General features: G+C 63.8%; 16 protein-coding genes and 1 pseudogene. 13 read left to right on the top strand and 4 right to left on the bottom strand.

Features of this window, described 5'->3' with window-relative positions:
- The first annotated feature begins 61 nt into the window (after window positions 1-61).
- Window positions 62-1,618 (top strand): sugar ABC transporter ATP-binding protein, encoded by a 1,557-nt coding sequence (locus ACR9ZC_RS24410; RefSeq protein ID WP_331569504.1) that lies wholly within the window; start codon window positions 62-64, stop codon window positions 1,616-1,618.
- On the top strand, window positions 1,615-2,661 hold the full coding sequence (locus ACR9ZC_RS24405) for an ABC transporter permease (RefSeq protein WP_481582234.1): 1,047 nt from the start codon (window positions 1,615-1,617) through the stop codon (window positions 2,659-2,661). Before ACR9ZC_RS24410 ends, ACR9ZC_RS24405 begins: the two co-directional genes overlap by 4 nt.
- 37 nt (window positions 2,662-2,698) lie before the next feature.
- On the opposite strand, the gene ACR9ZC_RS24400 is transcribed toward ACR9ZC_RS24405, so the two are convergent.
- Window positions 2,699-3,427: a DeoR/GlpR family DNA-binding transcription regulator gene (locus tag ACR9ZC_RS24400; protein WP_481582233.1), complete on the bottom strand. Its 729-nt coding sequence runs from the start codon at window positions 3,425-3,427 to the stop codon at window positions 2,699-2,701.
- A gap of 190 nt (window positions 3,428-3,617) precedes the next feature.
- A complete protein-coding gene (locus ACR9ZC_RS24395; protein WP_481582760.1) occupies window positions 3,618-5,009 on the bottom strand; it encodes a sialidase family protein in 1,392 nt (463 codons plus the stop codon).
- Between the two features lie 55 nt (window positions 5,010-5,064).
- On the opposite strand from ACR9ZC_RS24395, the gene ACR9ZC_RS24390 reads away from it, so the two are divergent.
- Entirely contained in the window at window positions 5,065-5,409 is a 345-nt protein-coding gene (locus ACR9ZC_RS24390; RefSeq protein ID WP_481582232.1) for a hypothetical protein, read from the top strand.
- Between the two features lie 242 nt (window positions 5,410-5,651).
- Here the strand turns inward: ACR9ZC_RS24390 and ACR9ZC_RS24385 are convergent, their stop codons facing one another.
- Window positions 5,652-7,835: a malate synthase G gene (locus ACR9ZC_RS24385; protein ID WP_481582231.1), complete on the bottom strand. Its 2,184-nt coding sequence runs from the start codon at window positions 7,833-7,835 to the stop codon at window positions 5,652-5,654.
- A gap of 57 nt (window positions 7,836-7,892) precedes the next feature.
- A complete protein-coding gene (locus ACR9ZC_RS24380) occupies window positions 7,893-8,297 on the bottom strand; it encodes a heme-binding protein (RefSeq protein WP_331569494.1) in 405 nt (134 codons plus the stop codon).
- A 672-nt stretch (window positions 8,298-8,969) separates the two neighbouring features.
- On the opposite strand from ACR9ZC_RS24380, the gene ACR9ZC_RS24375 reads away from it, so the two are divergent.
- The 10 genes and pseudogenes from ACR9ZC_RS24375 (at window position 8,970) to ACR9ZC_RS24330 (ending at window position 18,341) form a co-directional block, all read left to right on the top strand.
- Entirely contained in the window at window positions 8,970-9,677 is a 708-nt protein-coding gene (locus tag ACR9ZC_RS24375) for a FadR/GntR family transcriptional regulator (protein WP_481582759.1), read from the top strand.
- A gap of 54 nt (window positions 9,678-9,731) precedes the next feature.
- Window positions 9,732-10,670: pseudogene (gene ltnD / locus ACR9ZC_RS24370) on the top strand (L-threonate dehydrogenase); the annotation flags it as partial.
- A complete protein-coding gene (gene otnK, locus ACR9ZC_RS24365) occupies window positions 10,667-11,995 on the top strand; it encodes a 3-oxo-tetronate kinase (RefSeq protein WP_481582230.1) in 1,329 nt (442 codons plus the stop codon). The pseudogene ltnD and the gene otnK, both read left to right, overlap by 4 nt.
- A complete protein-coding gene (gene otnC, locus ACR9ZC_RS24360) occupies window positions 11,992-12,666 on the top strand; it encodes a 3-oxo-tetronate 4-phosphate decarboxylase (RefSeq protein ID WP_481582229.1) in 675 nt (224 codons plus the stop codon). The genes otnK and otnC overlap by 4 nt, the downstream gene beginning before the upstream one ends.
- A gap of 58 nt (window positions 12,667-12,724) precedes the next feature.
- The gene (otnI, locus tag ACR9ZC_RS24355; RefSeq protein ID WP_481582228.1) at window positions 12,725-13,504 is read left to right on the top strand and encodes a 2-oxo-tetronate isomerase; all 780 of its coding nucleotides are present in this window, start codon (window positions 12,725-12,727) and stop codon (window positions 13,502-13,504) included.
- Between the two features lie 72 nt (window positions 13,505-13,576).
- Window positions 13,577-14,554: a D-erythronate dehydrogenase gene (gene denD, locus ACR9ZC_RS24350; protein WP_481582227.1), complete on the top strand. Its 978-nt coding sequence runs from the start codon at window positions 13,577-13,579 to the stop codon at window positions 14,552-14,554.
- A gap of 178 nt (window positions 14,555-14,732) precedes the next feature.
- The gene (locus tag ACR9ZC_RS24345; protein ID WP_331573819.1) at window positions 14,733-15,101 is read left to right on the top strand and encodes a response regulator; all 369 of its coding nucleotides are present in this window, start codon (window positions 14,733-14,735) and stop codon (window positions 15,099-15,101) included.
- Window positions 15,094-15,726 (top strand): chemotaxis protein CheC, encoded by a 633-nt coding sequence (locus ACR9ZC_RS24340; protein ID WP_331573821.1) that lies wholly within the window; start codon window positions 15,094-15,096, stop codon window positions 15,724-15,726. The genes ACR9ZC_RS24345 and ACR9ZC_RS24340 overlap by 8 nt, the downstream gene beginning before the upstream one ends.
- Before the next feature lie 26 nt (window positions 15,727-15,752).
- Window positions 15,753-16,703: a GGDEF domain-containing protein gene (locus tag ACR9ZC_RS24335; protein ID WP_481582226.1), complete on the top strand. Its 951-nt coding sequence runs from the start codon at window positions 15,753-15,755 to the stop codon at window positions 16,701-16,703.
- Window positions 16,704-16,916: 213 nt separating this feature from the next.
- Window positions 16,917-18,341, top strand: coding sequence for a hypothetical protein (locus ACR9ZC_RS24330; protein WP_481582225.1), 1,425 nt, complete (start codon window positions 16,917-16,919; stop codon window positions 18,339-18,341).
- Window positions 18,342-18,497 lie beyond the last annotated feature (156 nt).

The raw sequence follows: 18,497 nt of genomic DNA, 5'->3' as shown, positions 1-18,497 counted from the left end.
GCGCGCGCCCGGCAGTAGCAGCCGGGCGCGCTTCGTCGTTTCGATTGCGAGCGGGATCACGATGAATGAGCACCAGGCCAGCGAGCCGTTGTTGCAAGTCGTAGGCGTACACAAGCGCTTCACCGGTGTGCATGCGCTGCGCGGGGTGACGCTTTCGTTTGCGCGCGGCCAGATCTATCACCTGTTGGGCGAAAACGGTTGCGGCAAAAGCACGCTCATCAAGATCATCTCGGGGGCGCAGCCGCCCGACGAAGGCGAGCTCGTGATCGAAGGCGCGCGCTATGCGCGGCTTTCGCCGTTGCAGGCGCTCGCGGCCGGTATCGAAACCGTCTATCAGGATCTCTCGCTGCTGCCGAATCTCAGCGTGGCGGAAAACGTGGCCCTCACGGCCGAGCTCGCCGAGCACGATGGCCGGCTCGCCCGCACGTTCGACCGGCGCGTGCTGTTTTCGACGGCGCGGCGCGCGCTCGAAGCAGTGGGTCTGCCCAGCGACGCCGAATTCCAGCGCACGCTGATCGAACAGCTGCCGCTCGCGACGCGCCAGCTCGTTGCGATCGCTCGCGCGATCGCGAGCGAAGCGAAGTTCGTCATCATGGACGAGCCGACGACGTCGCTGACGCAAAAGGAAGTCGCCAATCTGATCGAGGTGCTCGAGACGCTGCGCGCGCAAGGCGTCACGGTACTGTTCGTGAGCCACAAGCTCGACGAATGTTTTGCGATCGGCGGCGAGGTCATCGTGATGCGCGACGGGCAGAAGGTCGCGCAAGGCCCGATCGCCGATTACTCGAAGGCGCAGCTCTCGGAGCTCATGACGGGGCGCAAGCTTTCGGAAGAGCGCTATCGCGATGCGGCCGACTCGCACGCGGAGGTGGTCCTCGACGTGCAAGAACTCGGGCGGCGCGAGCAGTTTCGTCAGGTCTCGTTCGCGCTGCATCGCGGCGAGATTCTCGGCGTGACCGGTTTGCTCGACTCGGGGCGCAACGAGCTTGCGCGCGCGCTCGCGGGCGTGAGCCCCGCCGATACGGGCACCGTCACGCTCGAAGGCCGGCGCGTGACGCTTTCGACGCCGGCCGATGCCAAGCGGCACCGGATCGGCTATGTACCGGAAGACCGCTTGAGCGAAGGGCTCTTTCTCGACAAGTCGATTCGCGAAAACGTCATCACGGCGATGATTTCGAGCTTGCGCGACCGTTTCGGCCAGATCGACCGCAAGCGCTCGCGCGCATTGGCCGTCGATACGGTGAAGGAACTTCAGATCGCCACGCCCGACATCGACAAGCCTGTGCAGTCGCTCTCGGGCGGCAACCAGCAGCGCGTGCTGATCGGCCGCTGGCTTGCGATCGATCCTCATGTGCTGATCCTGCATGGGCCGACGGTCGGCGTGGACGTCGGATCGAAGGACATCATCTACCGGATCATGCAGCGGCTTTCGCAGCGCGGCATCGGCATCTTGCTGATCAGCGACGATCTGCCGGAGTTGCTGCTCAATTGCGATCGAATCCTGATGATGAAAAAAGGCCGCATTGCGGGGGAATATCGTGCCGAAGGGCTGACCGAGGCGGCGCTGTATCAGGCGCTGTTGGCGGAAGCGGGGCCGGCGCAGGCGGAGCCAGTATGAGCATCAATCAAACGATGAGTACCCCCAACACGAACGCACTGGAGCTGTCCCGCAAGGCGCGGGCGGCGAGCTGGCGTGCGCGCCTCGCGCGCAACCCCGAGTGGTTCACTGCCGCGTTGATCGCGGTGACTTGTGTCGTCGTGACCTCGCTCAATCCGCGCTTTTTGCAATGGGCGACGTTGTTCGACATGCTGCATTCGGCTACGACGATGTCGCTGTTCGCGCTCGGCACGCTCGTCGTGCTCGCCTCCGGCGGCATCGACGTGTCGTTCACCGCCATCGGCGCGCTGACGATGTATGCCATTACGAAGGCCGTATTCGCGTGGTGGCCCGACGCGCCGTTTGCGTTGATCCTGGCGACAGGCGCTATCGGCGGCGTGCTGCTCGGGTTGCTCAACGGCGTACTCGTCTATCGGTTGAAGGCGCCGTCGCTGATCGTGACGATCGGCACGCAGTATCTTTACCGCGGTGTCTTGCTGACTTTCGTCGGCACGACGTTCTTCATGAACATTCCGCACAGCATGGACCGCTTCGGCCGCATACCGCTCATGGCCTATCGGACGGCCGACGGATTGCATGCGGTGCTGCCGATCTCGGTGATCGCGCTGGTCGTTGCGGCGCTCGCGACGTGGTGGCTGCTCAACCGGACGATGATGGGGCGAGCGGTCTATGCGATGGGCGGGAGCCTCGCCATTGCCGAGCGGCTCGGCTACAACCTGCGGGCCGTGCATCTGTTCGTGTTCGGCTATACCGGTTTTCTCGCCGGCATCGCCGGCATTCTGCACGTATCGAACAATCGGATTGCGAATCCGTTCGACCTCGTAGGCTCCGAGCTCGATGTGATCGCGGCGGTCATTCTCGGCGGTGCCCGCATCACGGGGGGCAGCGGTACTGTCATCGGGACGCTGCTCGGCGTCGTGCTCGTGACGCTCATCAACAATGTGCTGATTCTGATTGGCGTGCCGAGTACGTGGCAGAAGGTCATCGTCGGCGCGTTCATCCTGATCGCCGGGACGCTTTTCGTACTGCGCCGGCGCGGTTGACGGGACGCGGTGCGCGGCGTCCCGCTCACCGCATGCGTCAAGCCTTGCGCTTGCGCAGCGTCTGGCCTTTTTCGGTGATGATCGAATCGAAATCGCCGAGCTGCGAAAAGCGCACGGCTTTGACGATGCCGAATTTGCTCGAATCGGCCACGAGGTGCCGCTCGACCGAGTTATCCATCGCCGCTTGCTTCAGCGCGACTTCGTGGAAATTCCAGCAGGTGACTCCGCGCGTCTCATCGATGCCGCCTGCCGAAATGAATGCCTTGTTGATCCCCATGCGGCGCAGCATCTCCAGACTTTCGTCGCCCGTGAACGAGTCGGAGGAGGGCACGTAGACGCCGCCCAGAAGGATCATGCGTACGTTCGGCATGCGCCGCAGAATCTCGGCAACGTTGAGCGAATAGCAGACGACGGTAACGTGCATCGTGGCCGGTATCAGCCGGGCGAGCGAAGCCAGTGTCGTGCCGCAATCGATGAAGATCGTCTCGTGATCGGCGATCAGCGCGGCCGCATGCGCCGAAGCTTGTGCCTTGGCTTGGGCGAAGTGGTCCTTTTCCTGTTCGAGCGAGTAGCCCGCCGCATTCGGCACGTTGACCGCACTGACGATATAGCCGCCGAGATAGGTAAAGCGCTCGGGATTCGCGGCAATATCGCGACGCACCGTCATTTCGGAAACGCCGAGCAGCGAAGCTGCGTCGCGCAGACGCATGACATTGTGCTTGGCGAGCGCGTCGGCGAGCGAGCGCAGGCGTTCGGTCTTGAGCATAGGAGCGTGGGTCTGGGCCGCTGCCGTCGTATTCGTCATGGGCACCGATAAGAGGGCGTTATTTTTATATCGGCGGTATGAGCGGATTATAACAATTACGAGCGAGAGTTGGCAGGCAACGGGGGCGGAGGGACGTCGTTCGCTCGGCAGCGGCCGCTATCTCAGCGGCCGCTGCAGGTCAACATGCGGTTCAGGGTGCTGCGATTACATCCGTGGGATTGGCCGTGGTCGTATTGGTCCGCACGAAGAACGGCAAGAACGAGGTTCCCCGCGCGTCGAGTCCTTCGTAGTCGCCGACGAAATACCCTTCCGCGAACGGCGCGAGCTTCAGATCGAACGATCCCGCCAGATGCACTTCATTCCCGAAACTTGCTCCGCCATTGGTCGACGTCGTCTGCCAATAGTCGGTCGGTAGCGTCGTCGTGTTGCCGGCCGCCAAATTGCGCAAGTCGTAATACGTCACGGCGACGGTGCCCGACGAATTGACGCGGACAGCCGGGTTGAACGCGAGCCGCCCCGTCGGGGTATTCACGCGCGCGGGAGCGCTCCATGTTGCGCCGCCATCGGTCGATGTCGAGATCGCGATCTCGTCGTACTGCCCGCCGCTGAAGCGCGCGTCTTGCCAGACGACGTAGAGCTGACCCGTCGCCGGATCGATCGCCGGCTCGGGGATGATATCGCCCGTGCGCAACGGCTCGTTCGTGTTCGGATCGACGACGTCCACCGTGCGCAGATCGGCAATGAGTCGCGGCTTCGTCCACGTCGCGCCATCATCGGTCGACTTGATGAACGCGACGTTATACGGGGTGCCGTTCGAAGGCGAGGTAATCAGATCGAAGAAATCATAGAGCGTGCCGTTGCGTGGATCGACGACGATCTGGTTGCCGATCGTCTGTTGCCGCGACGGCACCGTGACGATCTGGGCAGGTGAACTCCAGGTGAGTCCGCCGTCTACCGTCTTCGAAAAGAGCGCTGGCCCGCGATAGGCCGTCGTATGCAAGTTCGCGTACGGATTGCCGTTGGGCAGCTCGAGCCGATCCCATACGGCATAAGCCACGCCGGCTTTCGTCGGATTGGCCGTGACCGACTCTTTATCGTTGAAAAATTGCAGCGACGGCTCGTTATCGGCAATGATCACGCTCAGATTGCCCCATGTCTTTCCGCCATCTTTCGAAACGGCCGCGGCGACTGCATTATTGTTGTTCGATTGATTGAACGAGATCGACACGCTATAAGCCGTTCCGTCGGGACCGATGGAAACCCACGGATCGGACGCGCGCTCGTAGCCGAGGCCGCCGGCGCAGGCGGAGAACGGAAGATTCGTCTGCGCCCAGGTTTGGCCGCCGTCGAACGAATAACCGGCGACGAGGCCGCGCGCACCGCCATTGGACCAGCGGTCCTGTTGCCAGGCACCGATCACATTCGACGGATTGGCCGGATTGACCGCCACCCAGGGTTCCACTTCCGCGTTGACGTAGCTGGTGCCCGGGCCACCGATCGTGCACGAGGCGAATGGACTCGGGCCGGATACCACCACCGGATCGACGGTTGCCGCCGCGGCCGCAGCCGAGGCCGCTGCCATCACCACCGCAGCCGGAATGGCGCGAATGAACGTACGAGGCTTGTATTTGAGTCGCATGGAAGACACCCCTCTCGATGCGACCCGCGTCAGCCAGCCGGAGGTGCCGCTACAAAAACGCACGACGTGGCAAGTCCTGCGCCCCGTTCGTCCGAGTTTCGACGATTGCATCCTCGGCGTGCCTCACGTCATTGTGCTTTTTTGCTCGCCAAACACACTACCGCTTCAACTGCCGCAGGGCCGCAAGCGCTGGAAACGCCAGCGCGTCGGTCGCCGCGTCGTCCAGCCACGGCATGAGTGCCGCGACTGGGACGGACTGCCGTTTCAGGGCGAGCCCGACCTCGCCGGGAACAGCAAATGCACTTTAGGTAATCCGCGGGTCCCCATCGTGAGATTTTTGTAACAATTCTTGGGGGCGAGAAAAAGGCGGCCAATGAGGCCGCCTACTACGAAGATGCGTAAGAGCGCGGTTATTGTGGCAGCGTAGGAATTACCAGATCGCCGCGCAGGACTTGTGATAGAGCGTCATGTAGACGGTATTGCAGCCAGCCGCCCCAGCCGATACGGGCCTGTCCGGTTTCGCGCGCCCGCGCGTCGCCCCATATCGCGAGGCGCGGGCGGCAGGCCGACCGATGGACGGTCTGGTCAATGCTGCTTCAGACGGCGTTTGTACTCGAGCCGGAAGTTATGCAACAGCGGTTCGGTATACCCGCTCGGCTGCTGCCGGCCTTGCAGCGCGAGTGCGCAAGCGGCCTCGAACGCCACCGACGCGTCATATTCGGGCGCCATCGGCCGGTAGTTCGGATCGCCGGCGTTTTGCTTGTCCACGACGACGGCCATCCGGCGGAACGTTTCCTCGACGAACGATCGGTCGACGACGCCATGATGGAGCCAGTTGGCAATGTGCTGGCTCGAGATGCGCAGCGTCGCGCGATCCTCCATCAAGCCGATATTGTGGATGTCAGGCACCTTGGAGCAGCCGACCCCTTGATCGATCCATCGCACGACGTAGCCCAGGATGCCTTGTGCATTGTTTTCGACTTCGTTGCGAAGCTCGTCTTCGGACCACGCGGCTTTTTCGACGACTGGAACGGTCAGTAACCCTTCGAGCAACGCGTCGCGCTCGCTCGCGTAATCGACCCCTTCGAGCGATCGCTGGACGGCCTGCACATCGACCTCGTGATAGTGCAGCGCGTGAAGCGTCGCTGCGGTAGGCGAAGGCACCCATGCCGTATTCGCACCCGCGCGCAGTTGAGCGGCCTTTTGTTCGAGCATGGCGCGCATCAGATCGGGCATCGCCCACATCCCCTTGCCGATTTGCGCGCGACCGCGCAGCCCGCAGGCAATGCCGACGAGTACGTTATGGCGCTCGTACGCGGCGATCCACTTCGAGCTCTTCATATCGCCCTTGCGCAGCATCGGCCCCGCTTCCATGCCGGTATGAATTTCGTCGCCCGTGCGGTCGAGAAAGCCGGTGTTGATGAACGCGACGCGGCCGCTGGCTGCAGCGATGCACGCGGCGAGATTCAGGCTCGTGCGGCGTTCCTCGTCCATGATGCCCATCTTGATCGTATGACGCGGCAAACCGTAGAGGTCTTCCACGCGATCGAACAGCTCGTTGGCGAACGCCACTTCGGCAGGCCCGTGCATCTTCGGCTTGACGATATAGATCGCGCCGGTGCGCGAATTCGTCTTGCGCTGGCGGTCGTGCAGCGCGCACAGCGTGGTCACGACAGCGTCGAGGATGCCCTCGGGAATCTCGTTTCCGTCGCGATCGAGCACCGCCCCGTTCGTCATCAGATGGCCCACGTTGCGCACGAACAGCAGCGAGCGGCCATGCAGCGCGAGCGTGCCGCCATCGGGCGCGCAATAGCTGCGATCCGCATTGAGCCGGCGCGTGAACGTGGTGCCGCCCTTCGAGACGGACTCGGTCAGCGTGCCTTGCATCAGGCCGAGCCAGTTGCGATAGAGCAGGACTTTGTCTTCGGCATCGACGGCCGCGACCGAATCCTCGCAATCGATGATCGTCGTGACCGCCGCTTCGAGCACGACGTCATTGACATGCGCTGGGTCCGTGCGGCCGATGGGTGCGTCGGCATCGATCTGGATTTCGACGTGCAGTCCGTTGTGCTTGAGCAGAATGGCGGAAGGCGATTCGGGCTCGCCCTGATAGCCGACGAACAGCGCCGGCTCGGCGAGAGACGTGACGCCCTTGGCTGTTTCCGTGCTCAACTGGCCATCCCGTACGGCATAGCGCGTTACATCGCGGTGCGAGCCGTTCGCGAGCGGAGCCACCTGATCGAGAAACGTGCGAGCGTACGCTATCACCTTTGCGCCGCGCACGGGGTTATAGGCACCCGAGCGCGTCGCCCCGCCGTCTTCGGGCAGCGCATCGGTGCCGTAGAGGGCATCGTAGAGGCTGCCCCAGCGGGCGTTTGCCGCGTTCAGTGCGTAACGCGCGTTCGAAAGGGGCACGACCAGTTGCGGGCCAGCCTGCTCCGAGATCTCCTCGTCGACGCCGGCTGTGCCGATCTGAAAATGCGGCGGCAGCGGCGCGAGATAGCCGATCTGCTCGAGAAACGCGCGGTACGTCGCGAGATCGCGCACCGGGCCGGGATGCGAGCGGTGCCATTCGTCGAGCGCCGTCTGAAGGCGTTCGCGTTCGGCGACGAGCGCGCGGTTTTTCGGCGCCAACTCGTGCACGAGCGCCGAAAAGCCTTGCCAGAACGCGGCGGCATCGAGGTCCGTGCCGGGCATCGCCTCGTCTTCGATGAAGCGGCTGAGCGCTGGGGCGACGCGCAGCCCGTGATGGTCGATCGGATTGTCCATGGTCGGTCGGTCAGTATGCGGGTTGACTTGCTGATACGTTGAGAAGAGGGAAACGGCTCAGGCTGCGAGGCGCGCGGCGCCGGCCTTGGCGACTTGCGCGTCCTGATCGGACTTGACGCCCGACACGCCGAGCGCGCCGACGCATTGCCCATTCACGAGGATAGGCACGCCGCCTTCGAGCGTCGCGCTGATCGGCGCGCTGAGAAAAGCGACGCGTCCGCCATTGATCATGTCTTCGTAAAGCTTCGATTCGCGCCGCCCGAGCGCCGCGGTGCGGGCCTTTTCGGTGGCGAGGTAAGCGCTCGATGGCGATGCGCCGTCGAGCCTTACGAGGCCGAGCGGATGGCCGCCGTCGTCGACGAGCGCGATGCTGACGGCCCAGCCGTGACGTTGCGCTTCGCTGCGGGCGGCGGCGAGGAGGTCGTCGATTTCGGCAAGACCGAGTACCGGTTTGGTTTGCATGTCGTGTGCTCTCTGGTGGTTCGTCGTTCAGCTTCGTTTTCGCGGTGCGAGAAGCGTGCCGCTCAAACGTGCAGAGAACAATGTACCGCGATCCGGCCCGCGCCGGTGCGTTGCGGCCCCGCCGCCCCGTGCGGCGGCAGACGAACAAAGGCCGCTGATGCTGTTTCCAGCGTCAGCGGCCTCAACCACCTGCTACATACAGATACTGCGTGCTGCCAAGCGGCCTTGGGCGGAAATTCAGGTGCCCGCGCCGTTCCCCCGGTTCCAGGATGTAACCCCGTGCTGCTGATTGCGATGATCCGAACTGCGAGCTACGAGTGATGCGACTGCGTACTGTCAACTGCGTATTGCCAACCGCGTACTTCCAACTGCCGGTGATGCGACTGCGGCGATACCACTACGTCGGACAAACTTCGTTGGTGCAACTGGTCTTCAGGTACTTTGAATCCCCACACGAGGGGAGCGTGTGGATGGAGCCAACGTCTCGCTCCATGGAAAACAGTGTAGCCCCCGTCGCGGCAATTCAATTGGCCGAAACGAGCGATCAATTGCGGCCAATTCGATCAATCGATGTGCGAGTGCCCCCGGGTTTGTCCCGATAGGAGCTCGATGGCAAACTTGTATGATGACCGCATCACCTGATGATGAGCGACGCATCTTATGTCCCGCCCGATGTTCGAGAAGATTCCTGTGCGTGCCTTGAGCGACACCGTCGCGCAGCAATTGCTCAAGCAGATCGAGAAGGGCTCGTTCGCGCGGACCGGGAAACTTCCGACGGAAGCCGTGCTGGCGCAGGAGTTCGGCGTGAGCCGAACCGTTATTCGCGAGGCCGTGTCGCGTCTGAAGAACGAAGGCGTGGTCGAACCGCGCCAGGGCAGTGGGGTGTTCATCGTCGAGCGGGCCGGCATCCGGCCCTTGCGCATCGATTATGCGGAGGCGGTGGAGCCGAGCGCCGTCGTGCAAATCCTCGCATTGCGGCGCGCCATTGAAGCGGAAGTCGCCTCCGAGGCTGCGATGCGCCGTACCGCGGCCGATATGGCGGCTATCGATGCAGCCCTCGCAAAAATCGACGCGGCGGGGGCGGAGGGAGATGACGGCGTCGCGGAAGATGTTGCGTTTCACCGTGCCATCGCCGTGGCGACGGGCAATCCGTACTTCCTCAAGACGCTGACGTTCCTCAATCAATATCTGGAAGCGGGCACTGTCGTGACACGTCGCAACGAGGCGCTGCGCGGCGACTTTGCGCGCCAGGTGCGCGAAGAACATGCCGCGATCGTGGCTGCAATCCGTGCCGGCGACCCGATGGCCGCACGCAATGCCGCCTGTACGCACATGTACAACGCCGCTCGGCGGCTGGCAGAAGCCGGAATCTGCCGCTGAGCTTCACGGCGCGTCGTCAAACGGGCGGCGTACTTTCAATTCCGTAGGACTCCTGATTTTCAGCAGAGGTCGAGCATGTCGAGAAATGTCGGTGTTATTGGGCTGGGTGCCATGGGCCTCGGCGTGGCCCGATCGTTACTGCGTGCCGGGTTCACCGTGCATGGGTGCGACGTGCGCCGCGACGTGCTCGATGCGTTCGCCGCTGAGCGCGGCGTCGCCTGCGCGGACCCGGCGGAACTCGGGCGCCGTTGCGAGGTGGTTTTGACGCTCGTCGTCAATGCCGCACAGACCGATGCAGTGCTCTTCGGCGAGAACGGTGCCGTACCGGCGATGTCGCGCGGCGGTATCGTCATCGCGAGTGCGACCGTGGCACCCGAATATGCCGTTGCGCTCGGCAAGCGTATCGAGGCCGCGGGGCTGCAGATGCTGGACGCGCCCGTGTCCGGAGGCGCCGCGCGGGCCGCATCGGGCGAGATGACGATGATGACGTCGGGGCCGGACGCCGCGTATGAAGGCTGCAACAACGTACTCGAAGCGATAGCCGCAAAAGTGTATCGGCTGGGCGCGGCGCACGGTATCGGCTCGAAAATCAAGATCGTCAATCAACTGCTGGCGGGCGTTCACATTGCCGCGGCGGCCGAGGCCATGGCACTGGGTCTGCGCGAGGGCGTGGACCCCGAGGCGCTCTACGAGGTCATCACGCATAGCGCCGGCAACTCCTGGATGTTCGAAAACCGCGTGCCGCATATCCTTGCGGGCGACTTCACGCCGCTGTCGGCCGTGGACATCTTCGTGAAGGACCTTGGCCTCGTGCTCGACACCGCGCGGCGGAGCAAATTTCCATTGCCGCTCTCAGCCGCGGCGCATCAGATGTTCATGACGGCATCGAGCGCCGGCCACGGCGGCGAGGACGATTCGGCCGTCATCAAGGTGTTCCCTGGCATCGACCTGCCGGCGGGCGGGCGCCACAACGACAAAGAGGCCGCGCAATGAGCGGGGCACAGCAAGGGCGTGCGCTGCTGGGGTGCATCGCCGACGATTTCACCGGTGCGACCGATCTCGCGAACATGCTCGTACGCGGCGGCATGCGCACGGTGCAAACGATCGGTGTACCCGAGGCCCAGGAAGTCGCCGCGGCCGCACGCGGTGCCGACGCACTCGTGGTTGCACTGAAGTCGCGCACGATCGAGGCGGCCGATGCGATCTCTCAGTCGCTCGCCGCACTCGAATGGCTGCGCGCGCAAGGTTGCCGGCAGTTCTTCTTCAAATATTGTTCGACTTTCGATTCGACCGATGCAGGCAACATCGGTCCGGTGGCCGAGGCGCTTCTCGATGCCCTCGCCGATCTGCCCGGCAGCGGTTTGACCATTGCCTGTCCCGCTTTTCCGGAAAACGGACGCACCGTTTATCGAGGACATCTGTTCGTCGCCGATGCGCTCTTGAGCGAGTCGGGCATGGAGAACCATCCGCTCACGCCGATGCGCGATCCCAATCTCGTGCGCGTGCTCGAACGGCAAACCCAGGGCAAAGTCGGGCTCGTGCGCTATGACGCGGTTGCGCGCGGCAGCGATGCGGTGCGCGCCGCTTTGGCCGCCGAACAGGCCAAAGGCGTGCGCATTGCGATTGCCGATGCGATATCCGACAGCGATCTGCACACGCTAGGCGCCGCATGCATGGATAGAGCACTCGTGACGGGCGGCTCGGGTCTCGCGCTCGGGCTCCCGGAGAACTTTCGCCGCGCGGGGTTGCTGTCAGCGACGTGCGATGCGGGGGCACTGCCGTGCGTGGATGGCGGTGCGGCCGTGCTGGCCGGCAGTGCATCCAAAGCGACGCTTGCGCAAGTGGGGGCGTGGCGGGCGTCGCGCCCCGCTTTTCGCATCGATCCGCTCGCGCTGGCCCGCGACGAACCGCTCGTCGAACGGGCGGTGGCTTTCGCACGAGAGCACTCCGAAGCATCGACACCTGAGCCGGTACTCGTCTATGCCACGGCCACACCTGACGAGGTGCGGGCCGCCCAGCATGAACTCGGCGTCGAGCGAGCGGGAGCACTCGTCGAAGCCGCGCTCGCATCGATTGCCCGCGCGCTTCATGCGCTGGGCGTACGCAGGTTCGTCGTCGCAGGCGGCGAAACATCCGGCGCGGTCGTGCAAGCGCTTGGCGTGCGTGCGCTGCACATCGGCGCGCAAATCGATCCGGGTGTGCCCGCAACGGTGAGCATCGGACCGACCCCGCTCGCGCTGGCGCTCAAGTCGGGCAACTTCGGCAGCGTCGACTTTTTCGAGAAGGCGCTGCGTCAACTCGGCGGTGCGGCGTCATGACGGCCTCGCTTAATTTGCGACAGGCTGAATCCGCGGCGCGCGAAGAGATTTGCGCGACCGGTGCGAGCCTCTACGCGCGCGGCTATACGGTCGGCACGGCGGGGAATATCAGTGCGCGCCTGGACGACGGCTGGCTCATCACGCCGACCGACGCATGCCTCGGACGGCTCGATCCGGCGCGCATTGCCAAGGTCGATCTGGACGGGCACCCCGTTTCGGGAGACAAGCCGTCGAAAACGCTTGCGCTGCATCGTGCGATCTACGCGGCGAGTCCCGCATCGCGCGGCATCGTCCATACGCATTCGACGCACCTCGTGGCACTCACGCTCACCCGGCCTGAGGCGGGCGGTGTATGGCGCGACGACGACGTCCTGCCGCCGATCACGCCGTACTACGTGATGAAAGTGGGCCATGCGCCGCTGATCCGTTACCGCCGCCCCGGCGACAGCGACGTTGCGCGAGAAGTCGCCGCGCTGGCGGCAACCGTGCGAGCCGTCCTGCTCGAGCGGTTGGGGCCCGTGGTCTGGGAGCGTTCCGTCTCGCACGCTTCGTATGCGCTCGAGGAATTCGAAGAGACAGCGCGGCTGTGGCTCATGGCGACGCCGCGCCCGGAACCGCTCGACGAAACGGCGCTCGACGAATTGCGGCAGACGTTCGGCGCCCACTGGTAGCGCGTCCGACCCGTCTCGTTGCACGTGATGCGCCCTCGACACTGAAAGGAGTCCTATCATGCCGCGCTTCGCAGCGAATCTGACGATGATGTACAACGAGCATGCGTTCCCCGATCGCTTCGCCGCCGCTGCGAGGGACGGGTTCGCGGCCGTCGAGTACCTCTTTCCCTATGATTTTCCCGCGCAGGAATTGAAAGCCCGGCTGGACGCGAACGATCTCGTGCAGGCGCTTTTCAATGCGCCGCCCGGCGACTGGGCCGCGGGCGAGCGCGGCCTGGCATCGTTGCCAGGGCGAGAGGACGCGTTCGCCCGAGGGGTCGATCGTGCGCTCGAGTACGCTGCCGTGCTCGGCAACGACAAGATCCATGTGATGGCCGGGCTAGCCGGCCCCGGGGACGATCGTGCACGTCATCGCGACACCTATTTGAGCAACCTCGCGCTCGCCGCCGACAGGGCGCGCAGCGCCGGCATCACGATCCTCATCGAGCCGATCAATACACGCGATATGCCCGGCTATTTCCTGAGCCGGCAAGACGACGCCCAGGCGATCTGCCGCGAGGTCGGTGCGCCGAATTTGAAAGTGCAGTTCGATTGCTATCACTGTCAGATCGTCGAGGGCGACCTCGCAACCAAGCTCGAGCGCGATATCGCGGGCATCGGACATATCCAGATCGCGGGCGTTCCCGAGCGGCACGAGCCGGACATCGGCGAGCTCAACTATCCGTATCTGTTCCCGCTCATCGACGCATTGGGTTACGACGGCTGGATCGGCTGCGAATATCGGCCGCGCGCGGGCACGTCCGAGGGGCTCGGCTGGTTCGCTCCATACAAGCGCTAGGCGCCATCGCCCAGGGCCGCGAATCGTCAGGACGCCGGATGAACTGAAACAGGACCACGAGGAATATTCCAGATGAAGGTACTGATTACCGGAGGTGCGGGCTTTCTCGGTCAACGGCTCGCGCGCAGGCTCCTCGATGACGGCGCGTTGCCCGGTTGCGAGGGCCGCACCCAACCCATCGACGAATTGACGTTGCTCGATGTCGTGCCCGCTCCCAGCGCGGGCGATACGCGCGTGCGCAGCGTAGTCGGCGATATTGCCGAGCGGCGCGTGCTGGAAGACGCAATCGACCCGGACACTTGCGCGATTTTTCATCTGGCGGCGATCGTGAGCGGTCAGGCGGAAGCGGATTTCGATCTCGGCATGCGAATCAACCTCGACGCGTCGCGCCAATTGCTCGAGGTATGCCGCGCACGGGGACATCGTCCGCGCGTCGTGTTCACGAGCTCGGTGGCAGTCTACGGTGGAGCGCTGCCTGAGATCGTGCGCGACGACACCGCGCTCGATCCGCGCTCTTCCTACGGGATGCAAAAGGCGGTCGCCGAGCTGCTGCTCGCCGATTACACCCGTCGCGGCTTCGTCGACGGCCGGGTGCTGCGTTTGCCGACCGTCAGCGTGCGGCCGGGGCGGCCCAATGCCGCGGCGTCCTCGTTTGCGAGCGGTATCGTGCGCGAGCCGTTGGCCGGCGAGACCGCCGTGTTGCCGGTCGACCCGGCGACGCGCTTGTGGCTGCTTTCGCCGCGCGCCGCGATCGAGGCCCTGGTGCACGGTTATGCGCTCGATCCGTCGCTGCTTGGAGAAAGGCCGATCGTCAACTTGCCGGGCTTGTGCGTCAGCGCCGCGCAGATGATCGACGCGTTGCGCCAGGTGGCAGGCGACGCCGCTGCCGCGCGCGTCGTTTATCGGCGTGACGAACGTATCGAGCGCATCGTCGGCAGTTGGCCTGGACGATGGGACACGACGCGTGCGGAATCGCTTGGATTTATCGGCGACCGTGACTTCGTCGATGTGATCCGGGCGTACCTCGCGGATGACGCGCCACGCGTCTAGCACCCGAAAGGCCAGCCCGATTTGATTTAAATCAATTAAAAATGGGGTGCGTTTTAAACGGTTGGATGATAATGTCCGCAATCGTTTGCGGATTATTCTATTACCCTCGGGTTATGGAGCACTTCAGAAAGTAATTTACCCCGCCGTTATTGCCTTCAGTTACAAAGGAATGACGGCCATGGGATTGCCTGTACTCGTGGTGGACGACTCGACGCTCGCCCGCCGCTTGCTGATCAACGCGTTACCGGACGCCTGGGATATCGATGTGTCTCAGGCGTCGAACGGCTCCGACGCCATCGCGGCATACCGCGAAGGGCGCGCTTCGATCATGTTTCTGGACCTGACGATGCCGGGCATGACGGGTTTCGATGTCCTGGAAACGGTGCGTGCGGAAGGACTCGACAGCTTCGTCATCGTCGTGTCCGCCGATATCCAGCCCGAAGCGCGAGTACGTGTGAAGGCACTGGGTGCCGTCGCCTTCGTCGAAAAACCCATTTCTAGCGAAAAGCTGTTGCCCATCCTGAAAGAGTATGGACTCTATGAGTGACGCGATCTTGAGCGGCGACCGGCGCGACGCGCTTCAGGAAATCGCCAACATCGGGATGGGGCAGGCCGGGGCGAGACTGGCTGCATTGCTGGGCCGGTTCATTCATCTTTCCGTGCCGCGCATCCGCATGGTGGACACCGTTTCGCTGCCGTCCGCCGTGCGCGACATGCTCGACTTCACCGAGCCTGTCACGGCGCTGCGCCAAAGCTTTCGCTGCGACATAGCCGGCGAAGCCATATCGCTGTTCGATAGCCGAGGCGCGGCGCACATGAAGTTCGTCTTCCGTGCCGACGAGTCTGAACTCGCGTCGCCCGAGGAGGCCGACGAGCAAGATATCGAAGCGTTGTCCGACGTCGCCAATCTCATCACCGGGGCCTGCCTGACGGGCCTGTTCGAGCAGATCGGGCAGGTACCGACATTCACGCCGCCGCGCGTGATGGGTGCGCATCTCGATCTCGAAGACATCCTCAACCCGTCGAAACTGCCATGGGACAGGGCGTTGCTGCTCGAGGTGACCTTGCAGACGGAAGATGGCGTGTTCGGATCGCACCTGTTGACGCTGATGACGGCGAAGGCGGTCGAGGCGCTGGTCACCGCGCTCGACGGATTCCTCGCCAATCTCTGACGACGTCTTCGAGGCAGAGGCAGTCAATGGAAATGCCCGACACCGCCCGGCTTGCCGAGCTTGCGCTCGAGCGGGTTCAGCTGGGGATTTTCGCCGTCGATCGCGACTATCGCATCGTGATGTGGAATCGCTTCATGTCCGAGCATAGCGGCGTTTGCGCCGAGGCCGCGCGCGGACGCAGCATCTTCGAATGCTTTCCCGATCTGCCGCATGCCTGGCTCAAGCGCAAGTTCGATACCGTGTTCCTGCTGCACAGCGGCTCGTTCTCGTCGTGGCAACACCGGCCGTGGCTATTGCCGTTCGAACACGATTGCCCCATCACCGGATCGTTCGACCGCATGCAGCAGGATTGCGCATTCATGCCGCTCATGGAAGACGGCCAGGTCGTGGCTGTCTGCGTGACGATTGCCGATGTTACGGAGCTTGCCGCCGCCTGGCGCGAAAAAGAGGCGGCGCTCGAAGCGCTGCGCGATTCGTCCGAGCGCGATGCGCTTACGGGCCTGTTCAATCGGCGTTACATCATACGGCGCCTCGAAGGCGAGTATCGCGCCTGGCAGGCGAGCGGCGAGGTGTTTTCCGTGCTGCTGTTCGACATCGATCACTTCAAACACGTCAACGATACGTACGGTCATCCGGCCGGCGACGCCGTATTGCGACGGATCGCCGCGACCGTCGCGGACGAGATCGGCGACACGGGCGTGCTCGCGCGCTACGGCGGCGAGGAGTTCATGGTGATCCTTCCGCATTGCGATCCGGCCGGCTCGCGAGCGGCCGGCGAGCGCATTCGTCAAGCGATTGCCGGCGATGGCGTCGCGCTGCCGGATGTGCGGCTGAGTGTGACCGTCAGCGTCGGCTGCGCGACGGTGCGCGAGGGTGCGGCGAGCGTCGAGCTGCTCGTCGAAGAGGCCGATCACGCGCTCTACGCTGCCAAGCGCAGCGGGCGCAATCGCGTCGCGATGGCCGTCGCGCATGCGTGACGCCGCCGCAGCGGCTGCCACAGCTCGAAACCTCTCGACGCGACCGGTTGCCGATAAGCGCTGCGGCGTTCGAACCATCGGCCGCGGCCAGCCCCCTCTTCGTATTGCCTCTCGCTGCTTCGCCTCTCGACGCAAACGTGCGGCGGCGTTCTCATAGCATCGATTTCCCTTCGTCACGGGTATCTCTGTCACATGGATTCTTCGATACGGGGCTTGGGAGGCACTTCGGATAACAACGTCGATCGGCCTGCCGACGATGCGGCCTCGAAAGAGGTCGTCAAACCGGGATCGCCTGCCGTGCGACCGGCTGCGCTGAGCGAGCTTCCACATTTTCGTGGTACGAGCCAAGGCGCGTTGGCGAGGCGTGCCGAGCTTACAGGACCGGTGCGCATCGATCTTTTCCCTGCGAGTGGGGGCCGCCCGCCGCTGCCTGCCGCCTATGCTTCGAAGATTTCGCTCTCCAGGGCACCGCTGGAATCCACAGGCCGCAAGACGACCGACGACGCGCATTGGGCAACGGGATTTGCTGCCCGGGCACCGGAATGCGCAGCGTCGTTCAGGAGCGAAGTGGAGTACGAAGGCCCCGGTTTTCAACACGACGCGCAACACTGTGCGGGGGTTGGCCGGGCGGCCGGCGCAAATTTCCTCGCTTATTGCGCCGCGCTCGGCGAACCGTTTCCCGGGCGACTGGCGAGCCTGGGCCTCGACTTCTATGAGGCGGTGGGCTATCGCCACGATTGGAACGTGGGCAGCGACCGCAAACCTCCGTTCGTACCGCACACCTTGCAACGCTACGAACATGCGGCGCGCAATGCGCATTTCGACCCGTTCGAACTTCGGGTGGCGAAGATATTTACGGCCGGGACAGCTCATCACGCGTCGGAGCGCGAGCGGGCCAAGTGGTACGAGATGCTCGGCGATGCCGTGAAAGCGGGTGACGTGAGCCGCGAGGAGGCAGCCGCCATGGTCATGCAGTGTCAGATGTTTGCCGTCGTCGATCAGAACGAAATTGTTTGTACCGCCCGCTCGTTTCACGAGAGCTATGTCCGTCGCTCGCTATTGGTCGGCGAGTGGGGCGAACGTGACGATGAACCGTTAACCGAGATCGAGCCGGCGATCTCCGCGCAGATGTGCAGCCTCGAGTATTACGATGACATTGGGTCGGCCGCTTGGCATAAACGGTTTTGGGACGAGGGGATTCAGTACCTGTTACGCGAAGACCTGGTCGATCGGCCGACGTTGGCGAAGTTCAAACTGCCCGATGTTCAAACGATACGCGATCGTATTCCGACCGAAGGTCCGGGCTATCGGGCGATTTACGCCGGGAGCATCGCGGTAGTCGAGGCGTTCGACGCTGACCGAACGCTGACGCACGGACAATTGATCGAGATCGGCACGCGGGCGACCGATGCGAACTTGATCGGCCGCGGGACCGAGCGGCTCGCGCGGATGTCTGCCGAGGATCCGCAGCGGGACGAATTGGCGCTGCTGCTCGGAGCAATGAAACGCGTTGACGCCAATCCGCTTTCGCACGGGCGTTTGCATATGCAGGTATCGATGGCGGACATGCTCGGCGACGAAGCGATCATGACGGTTGAGTATGCCCCCCAGGTCACGCGAGGGGGCGGCCCGTTTTAACGACGCGTGTACACTCCGCTATGACGACGATCGGCGCAAAGTACAAGCGGGCCGTAGGCGGGACGCAGGGGCGCTTGGCCCGGTGCTCGGGAGGTCTTACTCGAGCCAGTCTTGCCTCCCCAATGCATGCGTTAGCGATCCGTCGGGACGCGGAGA

The sequence above is a fragment of the Trinickia sp. HAY1-2D genome, from assembly GCF_056754935.1.
Note: the sequence above shows the minus strand (reverse complement) of the source record. Positions and strands in the feature narration are given on the sequence as shown.

Coding starts and splice junctions, on each gene's coding strand:
- ACR9ZC_RS24410 (WP_331569504.1), top strand. CDS start 62: ATGAATGAGCACCAGGCCAGCGAGCCGTTGTTGCAAGTCGTAGGCGTA.
- ACR9ZC_RS24405 (WP_481582234.1), top strand. CDS start 1,615: ATGAGCATCAATCAAACGATGAGTACCCCCAACACGAACGCACTGGAG.
- ACR9ZC_RS24400 (WP_481582233.1), bottom strand. CDS start 3,427: ATGCTCAAGACCGAACGCCTGCGCTCGCTCGCCGACGCGCTCGCCAAG.
- ACR9ZC_RS24395 (WP_481582760.1), bottom strand. CDS start 5,009: ATGGCAGCGGCCTCGGCTGCGGCCGCGGCGGCAACCGTCGATCCGGTG.
- ACR9ZC_RS24390 (WP_481582232.1), top strand. CDS start 5,065: ATGGAAGACACCCCTCTCGATGCGACCCGCGTCAGCCAGCCGGAGGTG.
- ACR9ZC_RS24385 (WP_481582231.1), bottom strand. CDS start 7,835: ATGGACAATCCGATCGACCATCACGGGCTGCGCGTCGCCCCAGCGCTC.
- ACR9ZC_RS24380 (WP_331569494.1), bottom strand. CDS start 8,297: ATGCAAACCAAACCGGTACTCGGTCTTGCCGAAATCGACGACCTCCTC.
- ACR9ZC_RS24375 (WP_481582759.1), top strand. CDS start 8,970: ATGTTCGAGAAGATTCCTGTGCGTGCCTTGAGCGACACCGTCGCGCAG.
- otnK (WP_481582230.1), top strand. CDS start 10,667: ATGAGCGGGGCACAGCAAGGGCGTGCGCTGCTGGGGTGCATCGCCGAC.
- otnC (WP_481582229.1), top strand. CDS start 11,992: ATGACGGCCTCGCTTAATTTGCGACAGGCTGAATCCGCGGCGCGCGAA.
- otnI (WP_481582228.1), top strand. CDS start 12,725: ATGCCGCGCTTCGCAGCGAATCTGACGATGATGTACAACGAGCATGCG.
- denD (WP_481582227.1), top strand. CDS start 13,577: ATGAAGGTACTGATTACCGGAGGTGCGGGCTTTCTCGGTCAACGGCTC.
- ACR9ZC_RS24345 (WP_331573819.1), top strand. CDS start 14,733: ATGGGATTGCCTGTACTCGTGGTGGACGACTCGACGCTCGCCCGCCGC.
- ACR9ZC_RS24340 (WP_331573821.1), top strand. CDS start 15,094: ATGAGTGACGCGATCTTGAGCGGCGACCGGCGCGACGCGCTTCAGGAA.
- ACR9ZC_RS24335 (WP_481582226.1), top strand. CDS start 15,753: ATGGAAATGCCCGACACCGCCCGGCTTGCCGAGCTTGCGCTCGAGCGG.